The following is a 25508-nucleotide window of genomic DNA, read 5'->3' as shown; positions in this document are numbered from 1 at the left end:
CCGGGCGCGAGGGCCCGTTGTAGACCATGGCGCCCGCCAGCTGGGATCAACTGGCGGGCGCCATGGGTGAAACAGCCCTACAGCTCGGTGACCGAGCCACCGGCGGCCGTGATCTTCTCCTTGGCCGACGCGCTGAACGCGTGCGCCGACACCTGAAGCGCCACCCCGCCGAGGTCCCCGGTGCCGAGAACCTTCACCGGCTGTCCCTTGCGGACCGCACCGGCCTCGACCAGTTCGGTCGGGCCGACCTGACCACCGTTGGGGAACAGCTCGGCCAGGCGGTCCAGGTTCACGACCTGGAAGACCACCTTGAACTTGTTCTTGAAGCCCTTCAGCTTCGGCAGGCGCATGTGAATGGGCATCTGCCCACCCTCGAACGCCGCCGAGATGTTCTTCCGGGCCTTCGAACCCTTGGTACCGCGACCGGCGGTCTTGCCCTTGGAGCCTTCACCGCGACCCACTCGGGTCTTCGCGGTCTTGGCACCCGGCGCCGGACGCAGGTGATGGACCTTGATCGTCATTACTCGACCTCCTCGACCTTCACGAGGTGGTTGACCGTGAAGATCATGCCGCGAATCTCGGGCCGGTCCTCCTTGACCACCACGTCATTGATCCGCTTGAGACCGAGCGAACGCAGCGACTCCCGCTGGTTGCGCTTGGTTCCGATCTCGGAACGGACCTGGGTGACCTTGAGACGTGCCATCAGGACGCCACCTCCGCCCGCGAGGCGAGCATCGCCGCCGGCGCGACGTCCTCCACCGGCAGGCCCCGCCGCGCGGCAACGGCCTCCGGGGACTCCAGCCCCTTCAGCGCGGCCACGGTGGCGTGCACGATGTTGATCGGGTTCGACGAGCCCAGGCTCTTGGAGAGCACGTCGTGGATGCCCGCGCACTCCAGCACGGCACGGACCGGACCACCGGCGATGACACCCGTACCGGCGGAGGCCGGCTTGAGCAGCACCACCCCGGCGGCGTCCTCGCCCGTGACCGGGTGCGGGATCGAGGCGGCGATCCGCGGCACCTTGAAGAAGTGCTTCTTGGCCTCCTCGACGCCCTTGGCGATGGCCGCGGGCACCTCCTTGGCCTTTCCGTAGCCCACGCCGACGGTGCCGTCGCCGTCGCCCACGATCACCAGGGCGGTGAAGCTGAAGCGACGACCACCCTTCACGACCTTGGCGACGCGGTTGATCGCGACGACCCGCTCGAGGTGCGGGGTCTTCTCGGCGGGCGCGTTTCCGCGGCCGCCCTCACGGCGGTTGTCGCGGCGACCACCCTCGTTGCCACCGGACCCGCCGCCACGGCGCTGTTGACCTGGCATCAGCAGCCTTCCTTCTCTCTCGTGACGGGGATTGTCAGAACTCGAGCCCGGCTTCGCGGGCGGCGTCGGCGAGCGCGGCGACCCGCCCCGCGTACCGGTTGCCGCCGCGGTCGAAGACGACCTTGGAAATGCCTGCGGCCTTGGCCCGCTCGGCCAGCAGGGTGCCGACCTTGCCAGCCAGGGCGCTCTTGTCGCCCTCCGTGCCGCGCACCGAGGCGTCCAGGGTCGAGGCCGACGCCAAGGTGTGACCCTTGGTGTCGTCCACGATCTGGGCGACGATGTGCCGCAGCGAACGGGTGACCACCAGGCGGGGACGCGCGGCGGTGCCGCTGACGTTCTTGCGCACTCGGAAGTGCCGCCGTGCCCGCCCGACGGCACGCTTGGCGGCGACGCCGCGGCGGCGCTTGAGCAGCGTGGCGCTCACTTCTTACCTGCCTTTCCGGCCTTGCGTCGGATGACTTCGCCCTGGTACTTCACGCCCTTGCCCTTGTAGGGCTCCGGCGGGCGGATCTTCCGGATGTTGGCGGCGACCTCACCGACGAGTTGCTTGTCGATGCCGGCCACGTGGAACAGCGTCGGCCGCTCCACCGTGAAGGTGATGCCCTCGGGCGCCTGCACCTGCACCGGGTGCGAGAACCCGAGCGCGAACTCCAGGTCCTTGCCCTTGGCGGTGACCCGGTAACCGGTGCCGGCGATCTCCAGGCTCTTACGGTAGCCCTCGGTGACCCCGACGATCATGTTGGCGACCAGGGTACGGCTCAGGCCGTGCAGCTCCTTGGCCTTGCGCTCGTCGTTCGGGCGGTTGACGTTCAGCTGCCCGTCCTCGGCCCGCTCGATGGTGATCGGCTCGGCCAGGGTGTGCGACAGCTCGCCCTTGGGGCCCTTGACCTTGACGGTCCGGCCGTCGATCGTCACGTCGACTCCGGATGGCACCGGGATCGACTTACGTCCAATACGCGACATTTCTACCTGTCTCCCGTTACCAGACGAAGGCGAGGACTTCCCCGCCAACGCTCCGCTTGCGGGCCTGCCGGTCGGTGAGCAGCCCCTGGGACGTCGAAATGATCGCCACGCCCAGCCCACCGAGCACCCGGGGGAGCCCGTCCGACTTGGCGTAAACCCGCAGACCGGGCTTGGAGACGCGCTTGATACCGGCCAGGCTCCGCTCCCGGTTCTGGCCGTACTTCAGCTCGACGACCAGTCGCTTGCCGACGGCACCCTCCTCGGGCTCCTCGACTGCCCAGGTGGCGATGTAGCCCTCGGACTTGAGGACCTCGGCGATGTTCGCCTTGATCTTCGAGTACGGCATCGTCACCCGGTCGTGGTACGCCTGGTTGGCGTTACGCAGACGCGTGAGCATGTCTGCGATCGGGTCGGTCATCGTCATGAAAACTCGTCAACCTTTCTCGCCGGGGTTCCCGCGACACGTCGCAGGCCTACGGCGAAGAGACAGTCCAGCTGACGCGCCGCAGCGCGCCGGGCTATTACCAGGAAGCCTTGGACACGCCGGGCAGCTCACCGCGGTGGGCCATCTCCCGGATACACACCCGGCAGAGCCCGAACTTGCGGTAGACCGCCTTGGGACGCCCGCACCGCTGGCAGCGGGTGTACGCGCGAACCGAGAACTTCGGCTTCGCGGCCGCCTTGAGGATCAGCGCCTTCTTGGCCATCTCAGTTCTCCTTGAACGGGAAGCCCAGGAGCTTCAGCAGCGCCCGGCCCTCGTCGTCGGTCGTGGCGGTCGTGACCACCGTGATGTCCATGCCCCGCTGGCGATCGATCTTGTCCTGGTCGATCTCGTGGAACACCGACTGCTCGGTCAGACCGAACGTGTAGTTGCCGTGCCCGTCGAGCTTGCGCCCGTCGAGGCCGCGGAAGTCACGGATACGCGGCAGCGCGATGGACAGCAGCCGGTCCAGGAACTCCCACATCCGGTCGCCGCGCAGGGTCACCTTAGCGCCGATCGGCATGCCTTCCCGCAGCTTGAACTGCGCGATGGACTTCGTCGCCCGGCGGACCTGCGGCTTCTGGCCGGTGATGGTGGCCAGATCGCGGACCGCACCGTCGATGAGCTTGGCGTCCCGGGCGGCCTCGCCCACACCCATGTTCACGACGATCTTGACCAGCCGCGGCACCTGCATCGGGTTGCCGTACTCGTACTGCTCGCGCAGCTGAGCGATGATCTCGTTGCGGTACCGCTCCTTGAGGCGCGGCATGGTCTTGGTTTCGGTAGCCGTGGTCATCACAGGTCCTTACCGGTGCTACGCGCGATGCGGACCTTCTGGCCGTTCTCGTCGATCCGGTAACCGACGCGGGTCGGCTTGCCGTCGGAGTCCACGACCATCACGTTCGAGACGTGGATCGGGGCCTCCTGGGTGACGATGCCACCGGTCTTGGCGCCACGCTGGGTGGTGCTGATGCGAGTGTGCTTCTTGATCCGGTTCACGCCCTCGACCAGGACCTTGTCCTGCCGCGGGTAGGCCATGATGACCTTGCCCTTGGCACCCTTGTCCTTGCCGGCGATGACGACGACCGTGTCGCCCTTCTTGACCTTCACGGTCACAACACCTCCGGCGCGAGAGAGATGATCTTCATGAACCGCTTGTCCCGCAGCTCACGGCCGACCGGGCCGAAGATGCGGGTACCGCGCGGGTCGCCACCGTCCTTGATGATGACGGCGGCGTTCTCGTCGAAGCGGATGTACGAACCGTCCGGCCGCCGCTTCTCCTTGGCGGTGCGGACGACGACGGCCTTGACCACGTCGCCCTTCTTCACACCGGCACCCGGGATCGCGTCCTTGACGGTGGCCACGATGACGTCGCCGATGCTCGCGTAGCGCCGACCGGAGCCACCGAGAACCCGGATGCACAGGATCTCCCGGGCACCCGTGTTGTCGGCGACGCGCAGTCGCGACTCCTGCTGAATCACGTCTATCTCCTATGTCTGCCGGTTCTCCGGCCGCCTGGGCGGCCGGAGCCTGGCGGAACCTGCGCCCGACCGTCAGGGCCGAGCTCGAGCCTTCGCTACTTGGCCTTCTCGAGGATCTCCACGAGCCGCCACCGCTTGGTGGCGGAGAGCGGCCGGGTCTCCATGATCAGGACGCGGTCGCCGATGCCGGCCGAGTTCTGCTCGTCGTGGACCTTGAGCTTGCTGGTCCGGCGCATGATCTTGCCGTACAGCGCGTGCTTGACCCGGTCCTCGACCTCGACCACGACGGTCTTTTCCATCTTGTCGCTGACCACGAGGCCCTCACGGACCTTGCGCCGGCCGCGCGGCTTGGTGGGAGTCGTGTTCTCGCTCATGAAGCAGTCACCTCAGTCGGCGCGGCCGAGAGCCCCAGCTCACGCTCACGCATGATCGTGTAGATCCGGGCGATCTCCCGACGGATGACCTGCAGCCGCCGGTTGTTGTCCAGCTGCCCGGTTGCGGCCTGCACGCGGAGGTTGAACAGCTCCGCCTTGGCCTCGCGCAGCTTCGTGACCAGCTCCTCCTCGGAGAGCTCACGCAGCTCGGAGGCCTTAACGCCCGCTGCCATCAGGATTCACCCACTTCGCGCGTAACAATGCGGCACTTCATCGGGAGCTTGTGGATCGCGCGACGCATCGCCTCTCGCGCGATCTGCTCGTTCGGGAAGGACATCTCGAAGAGAACCCGCCCGGGCTTGACGTTCGCGACCCACCACTCGGGCGAGCCCTTACCGGAACCCATCCGGGTTTCCGCCGGCTTCTTGGTGAGGGCCTGGTCCGGGAAGATGGTGATCCAGACCTTGCCGCCACGCTTGATGTGGCGGGTCATCGCGATACGCGCCGACTCGATCTGCCGGTTGGTCACGTACGCCGGTTCCAGAGCCTGGATCCCGAACTCGCCGAACACCACCCGGTTGCCGCCCTTGGACGCGCCGCTGCGGTCCGGGTGGTGCGGCTTGCGGAAGCCCTTCGGGGGCTTGCGCGGCATCAGCATCTGTCAGCCCTCCTGCTGCGTTTCTGCCGGAGCCGAAGCCGCGGCCGCGACAGCAGCGCTGTCGACCGGCTCGCCACTCGGCGTCTCGGCCTGCTGCGCGACGGTCGTCGCGGCAGCCCGGCCGGCCTCGGTGCCACCGGAGGTCGTGCCGGACGAACCCGACCGACCACGGCGCGGCCGCTCGGGCCGGTCACCGCGCTCCCGGCGCGGGCGCGACGGAGCCTCGGCCGGAGCCTCCCGACCCGGCACCGCGTCGCCCTTGTAGATCCAGACCTTCACGCCGATGCGGCCGAAGGTGGTACGCGCCTCGAAGAAGCCGTACTCGATGTTGGCGCGCAGCGTGTGCAGCGGAACCCGACCCTCGCGGTAGAACTCCGTCCGGCTCATCTCGGCGCCGCCGAGGCGACCCGAGACCTGCACCCGGATGCCCTTGCACATCGGGTTCTTCATCGCCGACTGCATCGCCTTGCGCATCGCGCGACGGAAGCTGACCCGGCTGGAGAGCTGCTCGGCGACGCCCTGGGCGACCAGCTGCGCGTCCGACTCGGGGTTCTTCACCTCGATGATGTTCAGCTGCACCTGCTTGCCGGTGAGCTTCTCCAGCTCGCCGCGGATCCGGTCGGCCTCGGCGCCCTTACGGCCGATGACGATGCCCGGCCGCGCGGTGTGGATGTCGACCCGGACCCGGTCCCGGGTGCGCTCGATGTCGACCTTGGAAATGCCGGCGCGCTCCAGCCCCTTGGACATCATCCGGCGGATCTTGACATCCTCGCCGATGTAGTCCTTGTAGAGCTTGTCCGCGAACCAGCGGGACTTCCAGTCGGTCGAGATGCCGAGCCGGAACCCGTGCGGGTGAACCTTCTGACCCATTACTCGGCGCCCTCCGTGTTGCTCTGCGTCTCGGCCGGCGCGGTCTGCTTCGCCGGAGCCGCCTTGTTCGCCGACTTCCTCGGCGCGGCCGGCGCGACCGCCTCGACCGCCACGGTGATGTGGCAGGTGCGCTTACGGATCCGGTACGCCCGGCCCTGCGCCCGTGGCTGGAACCGCTTCATCGTCGGGCCCTCGTCCACGAACGCCTCGCTGACGAGCAGCGCGTCGGGGTCCAGCCGCTCGTTGTTCTCCGCGTTGGCGATCGCGCTCGCGAGCACCTTGTACACCTGCTCGCTCGCAGCCTGCGGCGCGAACTGCAGCACCGTGAGCGCCTCCTTCGCGGGCAGGCCGCGGACGAGGTTGACCACCCGGCGCGCCTTCATCGGCGAGATGCGCACGTACCGCGCAACCGCCCGCGCGCCCGGAAGCACCGGAGCGTCGCCCTTTCCTGGCATCGCTGTAACCCCTTGATCCTCTATCCGTATGCCCGCGGCGTCAGCGCCGGCGGCTCTTCCGGTCGTCCTTTTCGTGACCCTTGAACGTGCGGGTCAGCGCGAACTCGCCGAGCTTGTGCCCGACCATCGCCTCGGTCACGAACACCGGGACGTGCTTGCGTCCGTCGTGCACGGCGATCGTGTGCCCGAGCATCTCCGGGATGATCGTCGAGCGGCGCGACCAGGTCTTGATGACGTTCTTCGAGCCCTTCTCGTTCTGCGTCTCCACCTTCTTGAGCAGGTGGTCGTCGATGAACGGGCCCTTCTTCAGGCTGCGAGGCATGTCTTATCTCCCTCAGCCGCGCTTACGCGTGGCGTAGCGGCGGCGGACGATCAGCCGGTCACTCGGCTGGCCCTTACGACGGGTGCGGCCCTCGGGCTTACCCTGCGGGTTGACCGGGTGGCGACCACCGGAGGTCTTGCCCTCACCACCACCGTGCGGGTGGTCGACCGGGTTCATGGCGACACCACGGACGGTCGGGCGCTTGCCCTTCCACCGCATCCGGCCGGCCTTACCCCAGTTGATGTTCGACTGGTCGGCGTTGCCGATCTCACCGACGCTGGCGCGGCAGCGGACGTCCACCCGCCGGATCTCGCCGGACGGCATACGCAGGGTCGCGTACGCGCCCTCCCGGCCGAGCAGCTGGATGCCGACGCCGGCCGAGCGGGCCAGCTTGGCGCCACCGCCCGGGCGCAGTTCCACGTTGTGGATCGTGGTACCGACCGGGATGTTGCGCAGCGGCAGGTTGTTGCCCGGCTTGATGTCGGCACTCGGACCCGACTCGACCGTGTCGCCCTGCTTCAGGTCCTTCGGCGCGATGATGTAACGCTTCTCGCCGTCGGCGTAGTGCAGCAGCGCGATCCGCGCGGTGCGGTTCGGGTCGTACTCGATGTGCGCGACCTTGGCCGGCACGCCGTCCTTGTCGACCCGCTTGAAGTCGATCAGCCGGTACTGCCGCTTGTGGCCGCCACCCTGGTGGCGAGCGGTGATCCGGCCGTGCACGTTCCGGCCGCCCTTCTTGGGCAGCGGGACCAGCAGCGACTTCTCGGGAGTCGACCGGGTGATCTCGGCGAAGTCGGCGACGCTTGAGCCACGCCGGCCCGGCGTCGTCGGCTTGTACTTACGGATAGCCATTGTCTACACCCCTCAGCTGACCGGGCCGCCGAAGGCCTCGATGCGGTCGCCCTCAGCCAGCTTCACCATCGCCCGCTTGGTGTCCTTGCGCTTGCCGAACCCGGTACGGGTCCGCTTGCGCTTGCCCTCGCGGTTGAGCGTGTTGACCGTCAGGACACGGACGTTGAAGATCTGCTCGATAGCGATCTTGATCGCCGTCTTGTTCGCGTCCGGGTGCACCAGGAAGGTGTACCAGTTGCGGTTCAGCTCGCTGTAGCTCTTCTCCGAGACGACCGGCGCGACGATGATGTCGCGCGGATCGGCGATCGTGCTCACTTGCCACCCTCCTCGGTGGTCTCGGCCGGAACGCCCAGGAACTCGTCCAGGGCCTCCTTGGTGAAGACCACATCGTCGGCCACCAGCACGTCGTACGTGTTGAGCTGGCCGGCCTCGATCAGGTGCACCCGCGGCTCGTTGCGCAGCGACACCCAGTTCAGCTCGTCGGTGCTGCTCAGCACGACCAGCACCCGCCGGGCGGTGGTCAGCTTGGCGAGCGCGGCCAGCGCGGCCTTGGTCGACGGCTTCTCGCCCGAGACGAACGCCTCGACGACGTGCACCTGCCCGGCGCGCGCCCGGTCCGACAGGGCACCGCGCAGTGCGGCAGCCTTCATCTTCTTCGGGGTGCGCTGGCTGTAGTCGCGCGGCACCGGGCCGTGGACGACGCCACCGCCGGCGAACTGCGGCGCGCGGATCGAGCCCTGCCGGGCCCGACCGGTGCCCTTCTGCTTGTAGGGCTTCTTGCCGCCGCCGGCGACCTCGCCCCGGGTCTTGGTCTTGTGGGTGCCCTGCCGAGCGGCGGCGAGCTGTGCCACGACGACCTGGTGCATCAGCGCGATGTTGGCCTGCGCGTCGAAGATGTCGGCGGGCAGGTCGACCGAGCCGGTCTTGGTGCCCTCTGAGTTGAGGACGTCAACGGTGGTCACTTGCCCACACCGCCCTTCTTCGCCTTGGCCTTGGCCGCGGTACGGACCAGGACCAGCGCGCCCTTGGGGCCGGGGATGGCGCCACGGACGAGCAGGAGATTGTTCTCAGTGTCGACCGCCTGGACGGTCAGGTTCTGCACGGTGTAGCGCACGCCGCCCATGCGGCCGGCCATCCGGGTGCCCTTGAAGACGCGACCCGGGGTGGCGCAGGCGCCGATCGAGCCCGGCGAACGGTGCTTGCGCTCGACACCGTGGCTGGCGCGCAGACCGTGGAAGCCGTGCCGCTTCATCGGGCCGGCGTAGCCCTTGCCCTTGGTCTTGCCGGTCACGTCGATCGAGACACCGGCCGGGAACTCCTCGACCGTGACCTCCTGGCCGAGCGAGTAGTCCGCGGCGTCGCTGGTGCGCAGCTCGACGATGTGCCGGCGGGGCGCCACGTCGGCCTTGGCGTAGTGACCCCGCAACGGCTTCTTGGCCTTGCGCGGGTCGATCGTCCCGTACGCCAGCTGGACCGCGGAGTAACCGTCCTTGCCGGCGTCACGAACCTGGGTGATGACGCAGGGGCCGGCCTGAACCACGGTCACCGGGACAACGCGGTTGTTGTCCCAGACCTGGGTCATGCCGAGCTTCGCGCCCAGGATCCCTTAACTTGCCTGTCCATGTGTCCGGTCCCTACAGCTTGATCTCGATGTCGACGCCAGCCGGCAGGTCGAGGCGCATGAGCGAGTCGACCGTCTTCGGGGTCGGGTCGATGATGTCGATCAGTCGCTTGTGCGTACGCATCTCGAAGTGCTCGCGCGAGTCCTTGTACTTGTGCGGCGAGCGGATGACGCAGAAACGGTTGATCTCCGTGGGCAGCGGCACCGGGCCCGCGACCTGCGCCCCGGTACGCGTCACCGTCTCGACGATCTTCCGAGCCGAGGAGTCGACGACCTCGTGGTCATAGGCCTTGAGCCGGATGCGGATCTTCTGTCCCGCCATGGTGGCTTCTGTTCCTTCTCTCGATGCCGCTGTGTTGCGGGTGTCTGTACCGGCTGGCACAGGCCCTCTTCGCCCACCCCCGCGGTCGGGCGTGTCGCGCCCTGGGGCCAGGCTCCGCCCCGGGAGACCGGAGCGATCCTGACCGCGGTGGGTCCAGGCGCCGGATCGCACTGTGGCGACCTGAACGCCGTGCGAGGGTGGTTGACGGACGGGCCGCCAACCACCCCACGCCCGACTGTTCTGCCTACCCGGAGGTTCAGCGGAAGCCGAACACGGGCGGCGAACTGTCGTTACGCAACCTGACTAGTATGCCGCACGACCGGCGGCGGGTCTAATCGGGGTTACCCAGCTCACTTGATGATCTTGGTGACGCGACCAGCGCCGACCGTACGGCCACCCTCCCGGATCGCGAACTTGAGGTTGTCCTCCATCGCGATGGGCTGGATCAGCTTCACGGTCATCGTGGTGTTGTCGCCCGGCATGACCATCTCGGTGCCCTCGGGGAGGGTGACGACACCGGTGACGTCCGTGGTCCGGAAGTAGAACTGCGGACGGTAGTTCTGGAAGAACGGGGTGTGCCGGCCGCCCTCCTCCTTGGAGAGGATGTAGACCGTCGCCTCGAACTCCGTGTGCGGGGTGCTGGTGCCCGGCTTGACGACCACCATGCCGCGCTCGACGTCCTCGCGCTTGATGCCCCGCAGCAGCAGACCGACGTTCTCACCCGCGCGGGCCTCGTCGAGCAGCTTGCGGAACATCTCGATGCCGGTGCAGACCGTCTTCTGCGACTTCTCGCGGATACCGACGATCTCCACCTCCTCGTTCGGCTTGAGCACGCCGCGCTCCGCGCGACCGGTGACGACCGTGCCACGACCGGTGATCGTGAAGACGTCCTCGATCGGCATCAGGAACGGCTTCTCGGTCTCGCGCTCGGGCTGCGGGATCGCGGTGTCGACCGCGTTCATCAGCTCCAGCAGGCGACCGGTCCACTCCGGGTCGCCCTCCAGGGCCTTGAGCGCCGAGACGCGCACGACCGGCAGGTCGTCGCCCGGGTACTCCTGGGCCGAGAGCAGCTCACGGACCTCGAGCTCGACGAGCTCCAGGAGCTCCTCGTCGTCGACCATGTCGCTCTTGTTCAGCGCCACGACGATGTACGGCACGCCGACCTGGCGGGCCAGCAGGACGTGCTCGCGGGTCTGCGGCATCGGGCCGTCGGTCGCCGCGACCACCAGGATCGCGCCGTCCATCTGGGCGGCACCGGTGATCATGTTCTTGATGTAGTCGGCGTGACCGGGGCAGTCGACGTGCGCGTAGTGCCGCGCCTCGGTCTGGTACTCGACGTGCGCGATCGAGATCGTGATGCCGCGAGCCTTCTCCTCGGGCGCCTTGTCGATCTCGTCGAACGGCGTGTACGGGTTCAGGTCCGGGTACTGGTCGTGCAGGACCTTGGTGATGGCCGCCGTCAGCGTCGTCTTACCGTGGTCGATGTGACCAATGGTGCCGATGTTGACGTGCGGCTTAGTCCGCTCGAACTTCGCCTTCGCCACTGGTGTCCTCCTGTGGACTTCTTGGTTCGTTCGCCCCGGCACGCCAGGAACGGCGCTTAGGACTCTGTCGACAGCCTTTCCGGCCTGGCGGCCGGAGAGCTTTTGTGGGTTCTGCGGCGATGAAGCCTACAGGCCCGGAATTCACACAATCCGACCGAGGTGGTCGCGGTCGGGGAACTCCTCCCGCGACCACCGTCGGATCATCCGATCACGTCAGGTGAGCGTCACTCACCCGTCGCCTTGGCGATGATCTCCTTCGCCACGCTCTGCGGCACTTCGGCGTAGGAGTCGAACTGCATGCTGTAGCTAGCCCGGCCCTGGGTCTTCGACCGCAGGTCGCCGACGTAGCCGAACATCTCCGACAACGGCACCAGGGCGCGGACGACACGGGCGCCGCTGCGCTCCTCCATCGCCTGGATGATGCCGCGTCGGGAGTTGAGGTCGCCGATGACGTCACCCATGTTCTCCTCGGGAGTGGTGACCTCAACAGCCATCATCGGCTCGAGCAGCGCGGGATCGGCCCTGCGGGCCGCGTCCTTCATCACCATCGAACCAGCGATCTTGAACGCCATCTCGGACGAGTCGACCTCGTGGTACTGGCCGTCCAGCAGCGTCAGCTTGACACCCACCAGCGGGAAGCCGGCGAGAATGCCGTACTGCATCGCGTCCTGGGCGCCCGCGTCCACCGACGGGATGAACTCCCGGGGGATACGGCCACCGGTGACGGCGTTGGCGAACTCGTAGGTCGGCGAGTCGTTGCCCAGCGGTAGCGGCTCCAGGCTGACGATCACCCGGGCGTACTGGCCGGAACCACCGGTCTGCTTCTTGTGGGTGTACTCGACCTTCTCCACCGCGCGGCGGATGGTCTCGCGGTACGCCACCTGCGGCTTACCGATGTTCGCCTCGACGTTGAACTCGCGGCGCATCCGGTCGACCAGGATGTCCAGGTGCAGCTCGCCCATGCCGGAGATGACCGTCTGGCCGGTCTGGTCGTCCAGCTTGACGCGGAAGGTCGGGTCCTCCTCGGCCAGCCGCTGGATGGCGGTGCTGAGCTTCTCCTGGTCAGCCTTGGTCTTCGGCTCGATGGCCACCTCGATGACCGGCTCCGGGAAGGTCATCGACTCCAGGATGACCGGGTTCGCCGGGTCACACAGGGTGTCACCGGTGGTGGTCTGCTTCAGACCCTGCACCGCGATGATGTCGCCAGCCTTGGCGGAGCTGCGCTCCTCCCGCTTGTTGGCGTGCATCTGGTAGATCTTGCCGACCCGCTCCTTGCGGTCCTTGGTGGAGTTGACCACCTGGGACCCGGACTCGACCACGCCGGAGTAGACCCGGACGTAGGTGAGCTTGCCGAGGTGCTTGTCGGTCTGGATCTTGAACGCCAGACCGGAGAAGGGCTCCGAGGTGGACGGCTTCCGCTGCATCGGCGTCTCGCCGTCGGTCGCCGTACCCTCGATCGCCGGGATGTCCAGCGGCGACGGCAGGTAGTCGATGACGGCGTCGAGCATGGGCTGCACGCCCTTGTTCTTGAACGCCGAGCCGCAGAGCACCGGGTTCGCCTTGCTGGCGATGGTGGCCCGCCGGATGGCGGCCTTGATCTCCGCGACGGAGATCTCCTCGCCCTCCAGGTACTTCTCCATCACCGAGTCGTCGACGTCGGCCAGGGTCTCCATCAGCTTCTCGCGCCACTCGGCCGCGGAGTCGGCCAGGTCGGCCGGGATCTCCTCGATCGCGTAGTCCTCACCCTTCTGGGTCTCCCCGCGCCAGGTGAGGGCGCGCATCTCGACCAGGTCGACGACGCCGATGTGGTCGCCCTCGAGCCCGATCGGGATCTGGAGCACCAGCGGGGTGGCGTTCAGCCGGTCGATCATCATCTGCACGCAGCGGAAGAAGTCGGCACCGGTCCGGTCGAGCTTGTTGACGAAGCACATCCGCGGGACGTTGTACTTGTCCGCCTGACGCCAGACGTTCTCCGTCTGCGGCTCCACGCCGGCCACGCCGTCGTAGACCGCGACCGCACCGTCCAGGACCCGCAACGACCGCTCCACCTCGACCGTGAAGTCGACGTGGCCGGGCGTGTCGATGATCTGGATCGTGTGGCCCTTCCACTCGCACTTCGTGGCGGCGGAAGTGATGGTGATACCGCGCTCCTGCTCCTGCTCCATCCAGTCCATGACGGCGGCGCCCTCGTGGACCTCACCGATCTTGTACGTGATGCCGGTGTAGAACAGGATTCGCTCGGTGGTAGTGGTCTTACCGGCATCGATGTGCGCCATGATGCCGATGTTGCGTACGTTGGCGAGCGCGTCTGCGGCGGCCACTTCAATCCCTACTTATCGTCGTCTCGACACAACTGGTGGCGGTCCCGGCACCGGATGGCGCCGGGACCAGGGTGTTACCAGCGGTAGTGCGCGAAGGCCTTGTTGGACTCGGCCATCTTGTGCGTGTCCTCGCGCCGCTTGACGGCGGCACCGAGGCCGTTGCTCGCGTCCAGCAGCTCGTTCATCAGCCGCTCGATCATCGTCTTCTCACGCCGGGCGCGGGCGTAGGTCACCAGCCAGCGCAGGCCCAGCGTGGTGGCCCGGGCCGGCCGCACCTCGACCGGAACCTGGTAGGTCGCGCCACCGACACGGCGGCTGCGTACCTCGAGGGTCGGCTTGACGTTGTCCATGGCGCGCTTGAGGGTGACGACCGGGTCGGTGCCGGACTTCTCCCGGCAGCCCTCCAGGGCGGCGTAGACGACGCGCTCGGCGAGCTGACGCTTGCCGCGCAGCAGGATCTTGTTCACCAGCTGCGTGACCAGCGGCGAGTTGTACACCGGGTCAGCGACCAGCGGTCGCCGCGGAGCAGGTCCCTTACGCGGCATGTCAGCTCTTCTCCTTCTTCGCGCCGTAACGGCTGCGCGCCTGCTTGCGGTTACGGACACCCTGGGTGTCCAGCGAACCGCGAACGATCTTGTAACGCACACCGGGGAGGTCCTTCACCCGGCCACCACGCACGAGCACGATCGAGTGCTCCTGCAGGTTGTGCCCGACACCGGGGATGTAGGCGGTCACCTCGACCTGGCTGCTGAGCTTGACCCGAGCGACCTTGCGCAGCGCCGAGTTCGGCTTCTTCGGGGTGGTGGTGTACACCCGGGTGCACACGCCCCGACGCTGGGGGGATCCCTTGAGCGCGGGGGTCTTGGTCTTGGTGGTCTTCGCCTGACGGCCCTTTCGGACCAACTGCTGAATGGTGGGCACCGGGTTTCTCCGCTCCCTTCGGCCGCTGCTCGCGGCCGCGCCGTCTGCCGTAGCCGATCTCGTGACCGGCTCTCCTACATTCCGACCAGGGCCACCTCACGGCGGTCCCGGCACCCGCGGTCGGGCGTGTCGCCAAACTCACGGTTCCCGTCCGGCGCTCACGCGCAGTCCGGGGGTTTGTCACCGGCACACGGATCGCCGCAGGCCGGATCTTCTGGCTCAGTCGTGGTGCGACCCGGATGCCGGCTCACCGGCTCCAGCGCACGCACGAGTTGCCCGGGCGGGCCCGGGCACAAGGGGAAAGAGTACCTACCACAGCCGCGCAGGTCAAAACGAAAGACCTGCCGACGTCGCACCGCCTGCCGGCTGGTTTCTGTCAACCGCCCGCCCGTGATGGGCACCTACGAACACAAGTGTACCGGCTCTGCCGGAAACCGGCCCGCGAGCCCCCGAGCCGGCCCGCCTCGCCGCCGGCTAGGTAAGCGCCAGCAACAGCGCCAGTCCCACCCCCACCAGGCAGAGCAGCACTCCGGCCCCGCCACAACTGATCCCCGCGATGGCCAGGCCACGGCCGCTGAAGCGGACCGCCGGCGGGGGCGCCGGACGCCGGATCTGCCGCATTCCGAGCAGGCCCGCCACCACGGCGCCCGCGCCGGTGAGGCCACCCAGTGCGGCGAAGGCACCCGCCGCCCAGGCGCCGTTCGCCCCTCCCCCGATCGCGCCGAAGCAGATGACCAGGACCGAGACCAGGATCGAGGTGATGCCCGCCACCAACGAGCCGACCGCCAGGCCCGACGCGACCGGGGGCACGTCGAGATGCACCACCGCGAACGGAGTCCCCGGCACCGGTTCGACCCGCTTCGGCGGTCGGGGACGTTCCTGCGCGGGTGGTGGTGGCGGCATCCAGCCCGAACCGCCGGCGGGCCACGCTGGAGCCACCGGCGTCCCCGGCACCGGTCCGACGGTGGGAGCGCCAGCGGTCGGCTGGCCGGGAGGCGGGTGAGCAGGCGTGGCGCCCGTCGCAGGCGGGGAGGTCGGCGGGACGGTCTGCTCCGGCTCGGGCCGGGCCCATCCCGTCAGGTCGGCCTCGGGGCGCCCTGCGGAGGACTGAGCGGCTTCGCCGCCGTCGGGACGCGCCGGTTCCGTCACGGGATCCTCCTTGTCGGGCAGCGTCCCCGCACCGCGCGACGACACCGGTCAGGCTACCGTCGGCGGTCAGCCCTTCGATGCCGGGCGCGGGGACCGTGGTCGCGCCCTGTCAGTCGACGTTCGGCGCGAAGTCCTGCCCGTACGGCGCCTCGGCGAGCTGGATGATCCCGATCACCAACGCCACCACCAGGCTGACCGCGACCAGCACCAGGCCCGTCCAGGCCAGCCGCTCGCCCCGGCGCAGCCAGGCCGCACCGGTCAGGAAACCCGCCGAGGCGTACGCTTCGCGGCGCGCTTGTCGAGCCAGGTGCAGGGCCACCGTGGCCGGCACCACACCACCGATCAGCAGCCCCGTCATAGCCGCCATCAGACCGAGGGCGAAGACCGCCCGGGCCTTGGTCGCCCGGACCGGATCCGGGTCGAGCGGGTGACGTGGTGCCGGCGCGAGGGGCGCCGAGCCAGGTGCGATCGTCATGACCACATGATGCCTCCGTCGGCAGGTGTCCGCGTCGTACCCGCAGCACGACATACCGCGCCCACGGACACCCCCGGGGAAACACGAAGAGGCCCCGGCGCGGAAACGCCGGGGCCTCCCATGTCACCGCACGGTCTAGCGGTACGACCCGAAATCGAAGTCGTCCAGCGGAACCGCCTGGCCACTGGCCGGTCCGAAGCCGTAGTCGGTCTCCGGGTAGCCGGTCATCGAGTAGACCTTGGCCTTCGCCTCCTCGGTCGGCTCGACCCGGACGTTGCGGTACTTGCTGATGCCGGTACCGGCCGGGATGAGCTTACCGATGATCACGTTCTCCTTGAGACCGATGAGCGAGTCGCTACGGGCGTGGATCGCCGCGTCGGTCAGCACCCGGGTGGTCTCCTGGAAGGAGGCCGCCGAGAGCCAGGAGTCGGTGGCCAGCGAGGCCTTGGTGATGCCCATCAGCACCGGGCGACCGGCGGCGGGCTCGCCGCCCTCGCCGACGAGCCGGCGGTTCTCCGACTCGAACAGCGCCCGGTCGACAAGCACGCCCGGCAGGAACTCGGTCGAGCCGGAGTCGATGACCGTCACCCGCTTGAGCATCTGACGGATGATGATCTCGATGTGCTTGTCGTGGATGAGCACACCCTGCGAGCGGTAGACCTCCTGGACCTCCTGGGTCAGGTGGACCTGGACCGCCCGCGGGCCGAGGATGCGCAGCAGCTCGTGCGGGTCGATGGTGCCCTCGGTGAGCTTCTCGCCGACCTCGACGTGGTCGCCGTCGTGGGCCCGCAGCCGGACCCGCTTCGAGATCTTGTCGTAGACGATCTCGTCGCTGCCGTCGTCCGGGATGACCACGATCTTGCGCGACCGCTCGCCGTCCTCGATCCGGATCCGGCCGGGGGTGTCGGCGATGGGCGCCTTGCCCTTCGGGATCCGGGCCTCGAAGATCTCCTGGACACGCGGCAGACCCTGGGTGATGTCCTCACCCGCGACACCACCGGTGTGGAAGGTACGCATCGTCAGCTGCGTACCCGGCTCACCGATGGACTGGGCGGCGATGATGCCGACCGCCTCGCCGACGTCGACGATCTTGCCGGTCGGCAGCGAGCGGCCGTAGCACGCACCGCAGACGCCCAGCTTCGACTCGCAGGTGAGCACGCTGCGTACCCGGACCGTCTCGACCCCGGCGGCGACGATCCGGTCGACCAGGATCGAGTTGATGTCCGCGCCCCGCTCGGCGACGACGGTGCCGTCCGGCCCCTTGATGTCGTCGGCGAGGGTACGAGCGTGCACGCTGGTCTCCGCGTGCTCGTGCACCACGAGGGTGCCGCCGTCGGCGGCCACCGGACTGCTGACGTCGATCCTCTGACCCACCTGCATCGGGATGGCCCGGTCGGTGCCGCAGTCCTCCTCGCGGATGATGACGTCCTGCGAGACGTCCACCAGACGCCGGGTCAGGTAACCCGAGTCGGCGGTACGCAGGGCGGTGTCCGCGAGGCCCTTACGGGCACCGTGCGTGGAGATGAAGTACTCCAGCACGGACAGACCCTCCCGGTAGCTGGCCTTGATCGGCCGCGGGATGATCTCGCCCTTCGGGTTGGCCACCAGACCACGGATCGCCGCGATCTGCCGGAGCTGGAGCAGGTTACCGCGAGCGCCCGAGTTGATCATCTTCCACAGCGGGTTCTCCTGCGGCAGCGCGGTGTCCATCTCCTTGGCGACCTCGTTCGTCGCCTTGGTCCAGATCTCGATGAGCTCGCCGCGACGCTCCTCGGCGGTCATCAGACCACGCTGGTACTGCTTGTCGATCCGGTCGGCTTCCTTCTCGTACCGCTCCAGGATCTCCCGCTTGCGCGGCGGAGCGATGACGTCCTCCATGCCGATGGTCACGCCGGACCAGGTGGCCCAGTGGAAGCCGGCCTCCTTGAGCCCGTCCAGGGTGGCCGCCAGCGCCACCTTCGGGAACCGCTCGGCGAGGTCGTTGACGATCGCGGAGAGCTGACCCTTGCGGATCTCGTAGTTCACGAACCGGTAGCCCTGCGGCAGGGTCTCGTTGAACAGCACCCGGCCGAGGGTGGTCTCCACCGTCAGCGGCTCGCCCGGCACCCAGCCCTCGGGCGCCGTCCACGGCTGACCACCGGTGCCGTTGTCCACCTCGACGACGTCCCGCAGCCGGATCTTCACCGGCGCCTGCAGGTGCAGCTCACCGTTGTCGTACGCCATCCGAGCCTCGGCGTCCGAGCTGAACGCCCGGCCCTCCCCGCGCTCACCGGCGGTGAGGTGGGTCAGGTGGTAGAGCCCGATGACCATGTCCTGGGTGGGCATGGTGACCGGCTTGCCGTCGGCCGGCTTGAGGATGTTGTTCGACGACAGCATCAGGATCCGCGCCTCGGCCTGGGCCTCGGCGGACAGCGGCACGTGCACCGCCATCTGGTCACCGTCGAAGTCGGCGTTGAACGCGGTGCAGACCAGCGGGTGGATCTGGATGGCCTTGCCCTCGACCAGCTGCGGCTCGAAGGCCTGGATGCCGAGTCGGTGCAGGGTCGGTGCCCGGTTGAGCAGCACCGGGTGCTCGCCGATGACCTCTTCCAGCACGTCCCACACGACCGGCCGCTGCCGCTCGACCATCCGCTTGGCGGACTTGATGTTCTGTGCGTGGTTGAGGTCGACCAGCCGCTTCATCACGAACGGCTTGAACAGCTCCAGCGCCATCTGCTTGGGCAGGCCGCACTGGTGCAGCTTGAGCTTCGGGCCGACCACGATGACCGACCGGCCGGAGTAGTCGACGCGCTTGCCCAGCAGGTTCTGCCGGAACCGGCCCTGCTTGCCCTTGAGCATGTCGGACAGCGACTTGAGCGGACGGTTACCCGGGCCGGTGACCGGCCGGCCGCGGCGGCCGTTGTCGAACAGCGCGTCGACGGCCTCCTGCAGCATCCGCTTCTCGTTGTTGACGATGATCTCGGGCGCGCCGAGGTCGATCAGCCGCTTGAGCCGGTTGTTCCGGTTGATCACCCGGCGGTAGAGGTCGTTCAGGTCGCTGGTGGCGAAGCGGCCACCGTCGAGCTGCACCATCGGGCGCAGGTCCGGCGGGATGACCGGTACGCAGTCCAGCACCATGCCGAGCGGCGAGTTGCGGGTGTTCTGGAACGCCGCGACGACCTTGAGCCGCTTGAGCGCCCGGATCTTCCGCTGCCCCTTGCCGGTGCGGATGGTCTCCCGCAGGTTCTCGGCCTCGGCCTCAAGGTCCATGTTCTGCACCAGGGCCTTGATCGCCTCGGCACCCATGCCACCGGTGAAGTACTCACCGAAGCGGTCGCGCAGCTCGCGGTAGAGCAGCTCGTCGGTGACCAGCTGCTTCGGATCCAGCTTGCGGAAGGTGTCCAGCACCTCGTCCAGACGGTCGATCTCGCGCTGGGCCCGGTCGCGGATCTGGCGCATCTCGCGCTCTCCGCCCTCCTTGACCTTGCGCCGGACGTCCGCCTTCGCGCCCTCGGCCTCCAGCTCGGCCAGGTCGGCCTCGAGCTTGGCCGCCCGCTTCTCGATCTCCGAGTCGCGGCTGTTCTCCGACTGCCGCTTCTCGGCCAGGATCTCGTTCTCGATGGTCGAGAGGTCACGGTGACGCGCTTCGGCGTCAACGCTCGTCACGACGTACGAGGCGAAGTAAATGATCTTTTCGAGGTCCTTCGGGGCGAGGTCCAGCAGGTAACCCAGCCGGCTCGGCACGCCCTTGAAGTACCAGATGTGGGTCACCGGGGCAGCCAGCTCGATGTGGCCCATCCGCTCACGGCGGACCTTCGAGCGGGTCACCTCGACGCCGCAGCGCTCACAGATGATGCCCTTGAACCGGACCCGCTTGTACTTACCGCAGTAGCACTCCCAGTCCCGCTGCGGACCGAAGATCTTCTCGCAGAAGAGCCCGTCCTTCTCCGGCTTGAGGGTGCGGTAGTTGATCGTCTCGGGCTTCTTGACCTCGCCGTGCGACCACTGACGAATGTCGTCCGCGGTCGCCAGCCCAATTCGCAACTCGTCGAAAAAGTTGACGTCGAGCACGTTCAAATCCCTCACACGTCGCTTGGTGCGTCAGCAGCTCACCGGGTTTTGGTTTCGGGGCGGGGTGACCCACGAAGGGATCAAGCCTGACCGCCCGGAGTGGGTCGCCCCGCCCCGAAACCCCAACGTCACACTTCCTCGACCGAGCTCGGCTCGCGCCGGGACAGGTCGATACCCAGTTCCTCCGCAGCCCGGAACACCTCGTCGTCGGTCTCGCGCATCTCCAGGGCCACGCCGTCGCTGGACAGCACCTCGACGTTGAGGCACAGCGACTGCAGCTCCTTGAGCAGCACCTTGAACGACTCCGGGATGCCCGGCTCCGGGATGTTCTCGCCCTTGACGATGGCCTCGTAGACCTTCACCCGGCCGAGAACGTCGTCGGACTTGATCGTCAGCAGCTCCTGCAGGGCGTACGCGGCACCGTAGGCCTGCATCGCCCAGCACTCCATCTCACCGAAGCGCTGGCCACCGAACTGCGCCTTACCACCCAGCGGCTGCTGCGTGATCATCGAGTACGGACCGGTCGACCGAGCGTGGATCTTGTCGTCGACCAGGTGGTTGAGCTTCAGGATGTAGATGTAGCCGACCGCGATCGGGTCGGGCAGCGGCTCACCGGAGCGACCGTCGAACAACTGCGCCTTGCCGGAGGAACCGATCAGCTGCCGACCGTCCCGGTTGGGCAGGGTCGAGGCGAGCAGACCGGAGATCTCCTCCTCGCGGGCACCGTCGAAGACCGGGGTGGCCACGTTGGTGTCCGGCTCGGAGGAGTCGGCGCCGATGCCCTGGAGCTGGCGCTTCCACTCGGCGTCGTCCCCCTCGACCTGCCAACCCGTCTTGGCCACCCAGCCCAGGTGCGTCTCCAGCACCTGGCCGATGTTCATCCGGCTCGGCACACCCAGCGGGTTGAGCACGATGTCGACCGGGGTGCCGTCCTCCAGGAACGGCATGTCCTCGACCGGCAGGATCTTGGAGATGACGCCCTTGTTGCCGTGGCGGCCGGCGAGCTTGTCACCGTCCTGGATCTTCCGCTTCTGGGCGACGTAGACCCGGACCAGCTCGTTCACGCCCGGCGGCAACTCGTCGCCGTCCTCCCGGGAGAAGGTACGCACGCCGATGACCGTGCCGGTCTCGCCGTGCGGCACCTTCAGGGAGGTGTCCCGGACCTCGCGCGCCTTCTCGCCGAAGATCGCGCGAAGCAGCCGCTCCTCCGGGGTCAGCTCGGTCTCACCCTTGGGCGTGACCTTGCCGACCAGGATGTCGCCGGGGACGACCTCGGCGCCGATCCGGATGATCCCGCGCTCGTCCAGGTCGGCGAGCATCTCCTCGCTGACGTTCGGAATGTCGCGGGTGATCTCCTCCGGGCCGAGCTTGGTGTCCCGCGCGTCGACCTCGTGCTCCTCGATGTGGATCGAGGTGAGCACGTCCTGCTGCACGAGGCGCTGCGACAGGATGATCGCGTCCTCGTAGTTGTGCCCCTCCCAGGTCATGAACGCCACGAGCAGGTTTCGCCCGAGCGCCATCTCGCCCTCGTCGGTGCACGGACCGTCCGCGATGACCTGGCCGGCCTCGACCCGGTCACCCTCGAAGACGACCGGCTTCTGGTTCACGCAGGAGCCGGCGTTGGAGCGACGGAACTTGTGCAGGAGGTACGTCCGGCGGTGGCCGTCGTCCTGGTGAACGGTGATGTAGTCGGCGCAGAGGTCCTCGACCACGCCACCGACCTCGGCCACGACCACGTCACCGGCGTCGACCGCGGCACGGTACTCCATGCCGGTGCCGACCAGCGGGGACTCGGCCTTGACCAGCGGCACCGCCTGACGCTGCATGTTCGCGCCCATCAGGGCCCGGTTCGCGTCGTCGTGCTCCAGGAACGGGATCATCGCGGTGGCGACCGAGGTCATCTGCCGCGGCGACACGTCCATGTAGTCCACGGCGGCCGGCGTGACGTCCTCGGTCTCGCCGCCCTTACGCCGGACCAGGACGCGGTCCTCGGCGAACGAGCCGTCGGCCCGCAGCGGGGCGTTGGCCTGCGCCTTGACGAACCGGTCCTCCTCGTCCGCGGTCAGGTAGTCGATCTGGTCGGTGACCCGACCGTCGATGACCTTCCGGTACGGCGTCTCGATGAAGCCGAACGGGTTGACCCGGGCGAAGGTGGACAGCGCGCCGATCAGACCGATGTTCGGGCCTTCCGGCGTCTCGATCGGGCACATCCGGCCGTAGTGGGACGGGTGCACGTCGCGGACCTCGAAGCCGGCCCGCTCCCGGGACAGACCACCCGGGCCGAGCGCGCTCAGCCGTCGCCGGTGGGTCAGGCCCGCCAGCGGGTTGGTCTGGTCCATGAACTGGGACAGCTGCGAGGTGCCGAAGAACTCCCGGATCGCGGCGACGACCGGACGGATGTTGATCAGGGTCTGCGGCGTGATCGCCTCGACGTCCTGGGTGGTCATCCGCTCCCGGACGACCCGCTCCATCCGGGACAGGCCGACCCGAACCTGGTTCTGGATCAGCTCGCCCACGGTACGCAGCCGCCGGTTGCCGAAGTGGTCGATGTCGTCGGCCTCGTAGCCCTCCTCACCGGCGTGCAGCCGGCAGAGGTACTCCACGGTGGCGACGATGTCGTCCTCGGTCAGCGTGCCGGTGGTGATCGGCACGTCCAGCTCGAGCTTCTTGTTGAACTTGTACCGCCCGACCTTGGCTACGTCGTACCGCTTCGGGTTGAAGAAGAGGTTGTCGAGCAGGGTCTGGGCGTTCTCGCGGGTCGGCGGCTCGCCAGGGCGCAGCTTGCGGTAGATGTCTAGCAGCGCCTCGTCCTGGCCGGCGATGTGGTCCTTCTCGAGCGTGGTCATCATCAGCTCGGACCAGCCGAACTTCTCACGGATCTGCTCGGCCGACCATCCGATGGCCTTGAGCAGCACCGTGACGGCCTGCCGACGCTTACGGTCGATGCGAACGCCGACCGTGTCGCGCTTGTCGATGTCGAACTCCAGCCAGGCACCCCGACTCGGGATCACCTTGACGCTGGAGAGGTCGCGGTCGGAGGTCTTGTCCGGCTGCTTGTCGAAGTACACGCCCGGCGAACGGACGAGCTGGCTGACCACCACGCGCTCGGTGCCGTTGATGATGAAGGTGCCCTTCGGCGTCATCATCGGGAAGTCACCCATGAACACCGTCTGGCTCTTGATCTCGCCGGTGGTGTTGTTGGTGAACTCCGCGGTCACGAACAGTGGCGCGCAGTAGGTGAGGTCCTTCTCCTTGCACTCCTCGATCGAGGCCTTGACCTCGTCGAAGCGAGGCGCCGAGAAGGAGAGCGACATGGTGCCGGAGAAGTCCTCAATGGGACTGATCTCGTCGAGGATTTCCGCGAGACCCGAGCGTGCGTGCGGGTCGTTCGCCGACCGGCCCTGCCAAGCCTCGTTGCCGACGAGCCAGTCGAAGGACTCGTTTTGAATGGCGAGGAGGTTGGGGACCTCGAGGTGTTCGGTGATCCGACCGAAGGAAACTCGGCGGGGAGCGAATGCGCTCGACGTACGACTGGTCTTCGCAGGGCGGGAAGCTGCCAAGATGCGTCCTTCCGAGGACCGGTGCTGCAGAACGGCTGGTACGCGTGCACTCCAATGACCCCACCAGAAAATATCCACAAACGGACATTTCCGAGCAGGGGTCAAGTCGGAAGGCAGCGCAAACTAGCAGTGTAGCCGAGAGGCTAACCGCTGTCCAGCCCACCCCGCAGGTTGTTGCGGAACGTGCCTCGGGACCCCTCGAACGGGTCGAACCGGGCCGCTCGGAACGCAACATCCCTGCCGGGCCGCTCGGGTGTGCGTGGCGAGTGGTGCTGCCGCTGCATTACCCGCGCGGTGGCCGTCGCAAGCGCGGAAGGTCTTGCAGATGTCAGCGTGCCTGGCAGTCCAGGGCCGCGTCAAGGGCCCCGGTCGGCATCGGGCGCTCTTTCCCACCCACGGGCGAGCCCGCCGGCACCGGGCGCCACGCGCGGACCTGGTTCGACGCCCTGCTCATACCGGTTGTGGGCGCTCCAGGAACACGGCGGGCGGCGATCCACTGTCGGATCGCCGCCCGCCGCGACGTGCGGTGCCCGGCTCACGCGAGCCGGAACGGCCAGGTGGGACTCAGGTCACTTGAGGGTGACCTTGGCGCCCTCACCCTCGAGCTTGGCCTTGGCCTTGTCCGCGGTCTCCTTGTTGACCTTCTCCAGGACCGGCTTCGGGGCGGCCTCGACCAGGTCCTTGGCCTCCTTGAGGCCCAGGCCGGTCAGCTCACGCACGACCTTGATGACCTGGATCTTCTTGCCGCCGTCGGCGTCGAGGATGACGTCGAACTCGTCCTTCTCCGGCTCGGCCTCGGCAGCGGCGCCACCGGTGGCCGGACCCGCCATCATCATCGCGGCCGGGGCGGCGGCGGTGACCTCGAAGGTCTCCTCGAACTGCTTCACGAACTCGGAGAGCTCGATCAGCGTCATCTCCTTGAACGCGTCGAGCAGCTCGTCGGTGCTGAGCTTCGCCATGTCTGGCGTCCTTTCCTAATGGTTCAAACTAAGAACGTGGTGCGCCGGCGCGGTCTCAGGCCGCCTCGGCGCCTTCCTTCTCGCGCTTGTCCTGCAGGGCGGCCGCCAGGCGGGCGGTCTTCGACAGCGGGGCCTGGAACAGGGCCGCGGCCTTGCTCAGGTTGCCCTTCATCGCGCCGGCCAGCTTGGCCAGCAGCACCTCGCGGGACTCCAGGTCGGCGAGCTTCGTGACCTCGGCCGCGGAAATGGCCTTGCCCTCGAAGACACCGCCCTTGATGACGAGCTTCGGGTTGGCCTTCGCGAAGTCGCGAAGGCCCTTCGCCGCCTCGACGACGTCGCCCGAAACGAAAGTCAGCGCGGTAGGACCGGTGAACAGCTCGTCAAGGCCGGAGATGCCCGCGTCCGCCGCGGCACGCTTCGCCAGCGTGTTCTTGGCGACCGTGTAGCTGGTCTCCTTGCCGAGTGAGCGCCGCAGCTGGGTGAGCTGGGAAACCGTCAGACCGCGGTACTCGGTCAGCACGGTGGCACCCGCGCTCCGGAAGCTCTCGGTCAGCTCTGCGACGGCCGTGGCCTTGTCGGCCCGGATCGGCTTGTCCGCCATGTCCCTCCTCTCTCGTTGCTCGAGGCCGGTCACCGTCGCAGGCGGGGCCTGTGACGGGGCGGAGGTGTCGCGGCAACAGAAAAGCCCCGGCGCAGGGCGCACGGGGCGAGGACGGCGGCAATCAGGTGGTCGGCGGACCACAGGATGCTGCCGATGTCGCTTGCCGCCCTGCGCGGGTCGCCCGTCTTCGCGGAACCTTCGACCGTGCCGG

30 protein-coding genes and 1 pseudogene are annotated in these 25508 nt (G+C 68.0%); all 31 read right to left on the bottom strand.

Features of this window, described 5'->3' with window-relative positions:
* Positions 1-77 precede the first annotated feature (77 nt).
* Positions 78-521 carry a 50S ribosomal protein L15 gene (rplO, locus tag KBX00_RS21140; protein ID WP_164447881.1) on the bottom strand — a complete coding sequence of 148 codons (444 nt, stop codon included), beginning with the start codon at positions 519-521 and terminating at the stop codon, positions 78-80.
* Positions 521-703 carry a 50S ribosomal protein L30 gene (rpmD, locus tag KBX00_RS21135; protein WP_018784560.1) on the bottom strand — a complete coding sequence of 61 codons (183 nt, stop codon included), beginning with the start codon at positions 701-703 and terminating at the stop codon, positions 521-523. The genes rplO and rpmD overlap by 1 nt, the downstream gene beginning before the upstream one ends.
* Positions 703-1317, bottom strand: coding sequence for a 30S ribosomal protein S5 (gene rpsE / locus KBX00_RS21130; protein ID WP_210829576.1), 615 nt, complete (start codon positions 1315-1317; stop codon positions 703-705). Before rpsE ends, rpmD begins: the two co-directional genes overlap by 1 nt.
* Before the next feature lie 34 nt (positions 1318-1351).
* Positions 1352-1741 (bottom strand): 50S ribosomal protein L18, encoded by a 390-nt coding sequence (gene rplR / locus KBX00_RS21125; RefSeq protein WP_093403621.1) that lies wholly within the window; start codon positions 1739-1741, stop codon positions 1352-1354.
* Positions 1738-2280 (bottom strand): 50S ribosomal protein L6, encoded by a 543-nt coding sequence (gene rplF, locus KBX00_RS21120; protein WP_210829574.1) that lies wholly within the window; start codon positions 2278-2280, stop codon positions 1738-1740. Before rplF ends, rplR begins: the two co-directional genes overlap by 4 nt.
* Positions 2281-2296: 16 nt before the next feature.
* Positions 2297-2704, bottom strand: a complete 408-nt coding sequence (gene rpsH / locus KBX00_RS21115) for a 30S ribosomal protein S8 (protein ID WP_093403619.1) — start codon at positions 2702-2704, stop codon at positions 2297-2299.
* A gap of 97 nt (positions 2705-2801) precedes the next feature.
* Entirely contained in the window at positions 2802-2987 is a 186-nt protein-coding gene (locus KBX00_RS21110; protein WP_007073023.1) for a type Z 30S ribosomal protein S14, read from the bottom strand.
* Position 2988: 1 nt separating this feature from the next.
* Entirely contained in the window at positions 2989-3558 is a 570-nt protein-coding gene (gene rplE / locus KBX00_RS21105) for a 50S ribosomal protein L5 (protein WP_093403618.1), read from the bottom strand.
* A complete protein-coding gene (gene rplX / locus KBX00_RS21100) occupies positions 3558-3878 on the bottom strand; it encodes a 50S ribosomal protein L24 (RefSeq protein WP_210829572.1) in 321 nt (106 codons plus the stop codon). Before rplX ends, rplE begins: the two co-directional genes overlap by 1 nt.
* The gene (gene rplN / locus KBX00_RS21095; RefSeq protein ID WP_007073026.1) at positions 3875-4243 is read right to left on the bottom strand and encodes a 50S ribosomal protein L14; all 369 of its coding nucleotides are present in this window, start codon (positions 4241-4243) and stop codon (positions 3875-3877) included. Before rplN ends, rplX begins: the two co-directional genes overlap by 4 nt.
* Positions 4244-4338: 95 nt before the next feature.
* Positions 4339-4617, bottom strand: coding sequence for a 30S ribosomal protein S17 (gene rpsQ / locus KBX00_RS21090; protein WP_093403616.1), 279 nt, complete (start codon positions 4615-4617; stop codon positions 4339-4341).
* On the bottom strand, positions 4614-4850 hold the full coding sequence (rpmC, locus tag KBX00_RS21085; protein ID WP_007073028.1) for a 50S ribosomal protein L29: 237 nt from the start codon (positions 4848-4850) through the stop codon (positions 4614-4616). The genes rpsQ and rpmC overlap by 4 nt, the downstream gene beginning before the upstream one ends.
* On the bottom strand, positions 4850-5275 hold the full coding sequence (gene rplP / locus KBX00_RS21080) for a 50S ribosomal protein L16 (RefSeq protein ID WP_007465292.1): 426 nt from the start codon (positions 5273-5275) through the stop codon (positions 4850-4852). Before rplP ends, rpmC begins: the two co-directional genes overlap by 1 nt.
* Before the next feature lie 3 nt (positions 5276-5278).
* Entirely contained in the window at positions 5279-6145 is an 867-nt protein-coding gene (gene rpsC, locus KBX00_RS21075) for a 30S ribosomal protein S3 (protein WP_164447882.1), read from the bottom strand.
* The gene (gene rplV, locus KBX00_RS21070) at positions 6145-6600 is read right to left on the bottom strand and encodes a 50S ribosomal protein L22 (protein WP_164447883.1); all 456 of its coding nucleotides are present in this window, start codon (positions 6598-6600) and stop codon (positions 6145-6147) included. The genes rpsC and rplV overlap by 1 nt, the downstream gene beginning before the upstream one ends.
* Positions 6601-6640: 40 nt before the next feature.
* Positions 6641-6922: a 30S ribosomal protein S19 gene (gene rpsS, locus KBX00_RS21065; RefSeq protein WP_013735950.1), complete on the bottom strand. Its 282-nt coding sequence runs from the start codon at positions 6920-6922 to the stop codon at positions 6641-6643.
* A gap of 12 nt (positions 6923-6934) precedes the next feature.
* A complete protein-coding gene (rplB, locus tag KBX00_RS21060) occupies positions 6935-7774 on the bottom strand; it encodes a 50S ribosomal protein L2 (RefSeq protein ID WP_093403613.1) in 840 nt (279 codons plus the stop codon).
* A gap of 12 nt (positions 7775-7786) precedes the next feature.
* Entirely contained in the window at positions 7787-8089 is a 303-nt protein-coding gene (gene rplW / locus KBX00_RS21055) for a 50S ribosomal protein L23 (RefSeq protein ID WP_093403611.1), read from the bottom strand.
* The gene (rplD, locus tag KBX00_RS21050) at positions 8086-8736 is read right to left on the bottom strand and encodes a 50S ribosomal protein L4 (RefSeq protein WP_210829570.1); all 651 of its coding nucleotides are present in this window, start codon (positions 8734-8736) and stop codon (positions 8086-8088) included. The genes rplW and rplD overlap by 4 nt, the downstream gene beginning before the upstream one ends.
* A pseudogene (gene rplC / locus KBX00_RS21045) lies at positions 8733-9397 on the bottom strand (50S ribosomal protein L3). Before rplC ends, rplD begins: the two are co-directional and overlap by 4 nt.
* 11 nt (positions 9398-9408) lie before the next feature.
* Entirely contained in the window at positions 9409-9717 is a 309-nt protein-coding gene (gene rpsJ, locus KBX00_RS21040) for a 30S ribosomal protein S10 (protein ID WP_007073037.1), read from the bottom strand.
* Between the two features lie 350 nt (positions 9718-10067).
* Entirely contained in the window at positions 10068-11261 is a 1194-nt protein-coding gene (gene tuf, locus KBX00_RS21035; RefSeq protein WP_099849588.1) for an elongation factor Tu, read from the bottom strand.
* Between the two features lie 224 nt (positions 11262-11485).
* Positions 11486-13582: an elongation factor G gene (fusA, locus tag KBX00_RS21030; protein WP_210829566.1), complete on the bottom strand. Its 2097-nt coding sequence runs from the start codon at positions 13580-13582 to the stop codon at positions 11486-11488.
* A gap of 74 nt (positions 13583-13656) precedes the next feature.
* Entirely contained in the window at positions 13657-14127 is a 471-nt protein-coding gene (gene rpsG, locus KBX00_RS21025; RefSeq protein ID WP_093403604.1) for a 30S ribosomal protein S7, read from the bottom strand.
* 1 nt (position 14128) lies between these two features.
* Positions 14129-14503: a 30S ribosomal protein S12 gene (rpsL, locus tag KBX00_RS21020; RefSeq protein WP_013735958.1), complete on the bottom strand. Its 375-nt coding sequence runs from the start codon at positions 14501-14503 to the stop codon at positions 14129-14131.
* A 474-nt stretch (positions 14504-14977) separates the two neighbouring features.
* On the bottom strand, positions 14978-15349 hold the full coding sequence (locus tag KBX00_RS21015) for a hypothetical protein (protein WP_210829658.1): 372 nt from the start codon (positions 15347-15349) through the stop codon (positions 14978-14980).
* A gap of 412 nt (positions 15350-15761) precedes the next feature.
* Entirely contained in the window at positions 15762-16127 is a 366-nt protein-coding gene (locus KBX00_RS21010) for a hypothetical protein (RefSeq protein WP_210829564.1), read from the bottom strand.
* A gap of 135 nt (positions 16128-16262) precedes the next feature.
* A complete protein-coding gene (locus tag KBX00_RS21005; RefSeq protein WP_210829656.1) occupies positions 16263-20177 on the bottom strand; it encodes a DNA-directed RNA polymerase subunit beta' in 3915 nt (1304 codons plus the stop codon).
* A 128-nt stretch (positions 20178-20305) separates the two neighbouring features.
* Entirely contained in the window at positions 20306-23737 is a 3432-nt protein-coding gene (locus tag KBX00_RS21000) for a DNA-directed RNA polymerase subunit beta (RefSeq protein ID WP_210829562.1), read from the bottom strand.
* A 569-nt stretch (positions 23738-24306) separates the two neighbouring features.
* Positions 24307-24696, bottom strand: coding sequence for a 50S ribosomal protein L7/L12 (gene rplL / locus KBX00_RS20995; RefSeq protein ID WP_210829560.1), 390 nt, complete (start codon positions 24694-24696; stop codon positions 24307-24309).
* Positions 24697-24751: 55 nt separating this feature from the next.
* Positions 24752-25297: a 50S ribosomal protein L10 gene (rplJ, locus tag KBX00_RS20990; RefSeq protein WP_013735964.1), complete on the bottom strand. Its 546-nt coding sequence runs from the start codon at positions 25295-25297 to the stop codon at positions 24752-24754.
* Positions 25298-25508 lie beyond the last annotated feature (211 nt).

Origin of the sequence: Micromonospora sp. C95 (genome assembly GCF_018070465.1) — a bacterium.
Lineage (GTDB): Bacteria > Actinomycetota > Actinomycetes > Mycobacteriales > Micromonosporaceae > Micromonospora.
This window is presented reverse-complemented; position numbering and strand designations above follow the sequence as displayed.

Coding starts and splice junctions, on each gene's coding strand:
- rplO (WP_164447881.1), bottom strand. CDS start 521: ATGACGATCAAGGTCCATCACCTGCGTCCGGCGCCGGGTGCCAAGACC.
- rpmD (WP_018784560.1), bottom strand. CDS start 703: ATGGCACGTCTCAAGGTCACCCAGGTCCGTTCCGAGATCGGAACCAAG.
- rpsE (WP_210829576.1), bottom strand. CDS start 1,317: ATGCCAGGTCAACAGCGCCGTGGCGGCGGGTCCGGTGGCAACGAGGGT.
- rplF (WP_210829574.1), bottom strand. CDS start 2,280: ATGTCGCGTATTGGACGTAAGTCGATCCCGGTGCCATCCGGAGTCGAC.
- rpsH (WP_093403619.1), bottom strand. CDS start 2,704: ATGACGATGACCGACCCGATCGCAGACATGCTCACGCGTCTGCGTAAC.
- KBX00_RS21110 (WP_007073023.1), bottom strand. CDS start 2,987: ATGGCCAAGAAGGCGCTGATCCTCAAGGCGGCCGCGAAGCCGAAGTTC.
- rplE (WP_093403618.1), bottom strand. CDS start 3,558: ATGACCACGGCTACCGAAACCAAGACCATGCCGCGCCTCAAGGAGCGG.
- rpsQ (WP_093403616.1), bottom strand. CDS start 4,617: ATGAGCGAGAACACGACTCCCACCAAGCCGCGCGGCCGGCGCAAGGTC.
- rpmC (WP_007073028.1), bottom strand. CDS start 4,850: ATGGCAGCGGGCGTTAAGGCCTCCGAGCTGCGTGAGCTCTCCGAGGAG.
- rplP (WP_007465292.1), bottom strand. CDS start 5,275: ATGCTGATGCCGCGCAAGCCCCCGAAGGGCTTCCGCAAGCCGCACCAC.
- rpsC (WP_164447882.1), bottom strand. CDS start 6,145: ATGGGTCAGAAGGTTCACCCGCACGGGTTCCGGCTCGGCATCTCGACC.
- rplV (WP_164447883.1), bottom strand. CDS start 6,600: ATGCCAGGAAAGGGCGACGCTCCGGTGCTTCCGGGCGCGCGGGCGGTT.
- rpsS (WP_013735950.1), bottom strand. CDS start 6,922: ATGCCTCGCAGCCTGAAGAAGGGCCCGTTCATCGACGACCACCTGCTC.
- rplB (WP_093403613.1), bottom strand. CDS start 7,774: ATGGCTATCCGTAAGTACAAGCCGACGACGCCGGGCCGGCGTGGCTCA.
- rpsJ (WP_007073037.1), bottom strand. CDS start 9,717: ATGGCGGGACAGAAGATCCGCATCCGGCTCAAGGCCTATGACCACGAG.
- rpsG (WP_093403604.1), bottom strand. CDS start 14,127: ATGCCGCGTAAGGGACCTGCTCCGCGGCGACCGCTGGTCGCTGACCCG.
- KBX00_RS21010 (WP_210829564.1), bottom strand. CDS start 16,127: ATGACGATCGCACCTGGCTCGGCGCCCCTCGCGCCGGCACCACGTCAC.
- rplL (WP_210829560.1), bottom strand. CDS start 24,696: ATGGCGAAGCTCAGCACCGACGAGCTGCTCGACGCGTTCAAGGAGATG.
- rplJ (WP_013735964.1), bottom strand. CDS start 25,297: ATGGCGGACAAGCCGATCCGGGCCGACAAGGCCACGGCCGTCGCAGAG.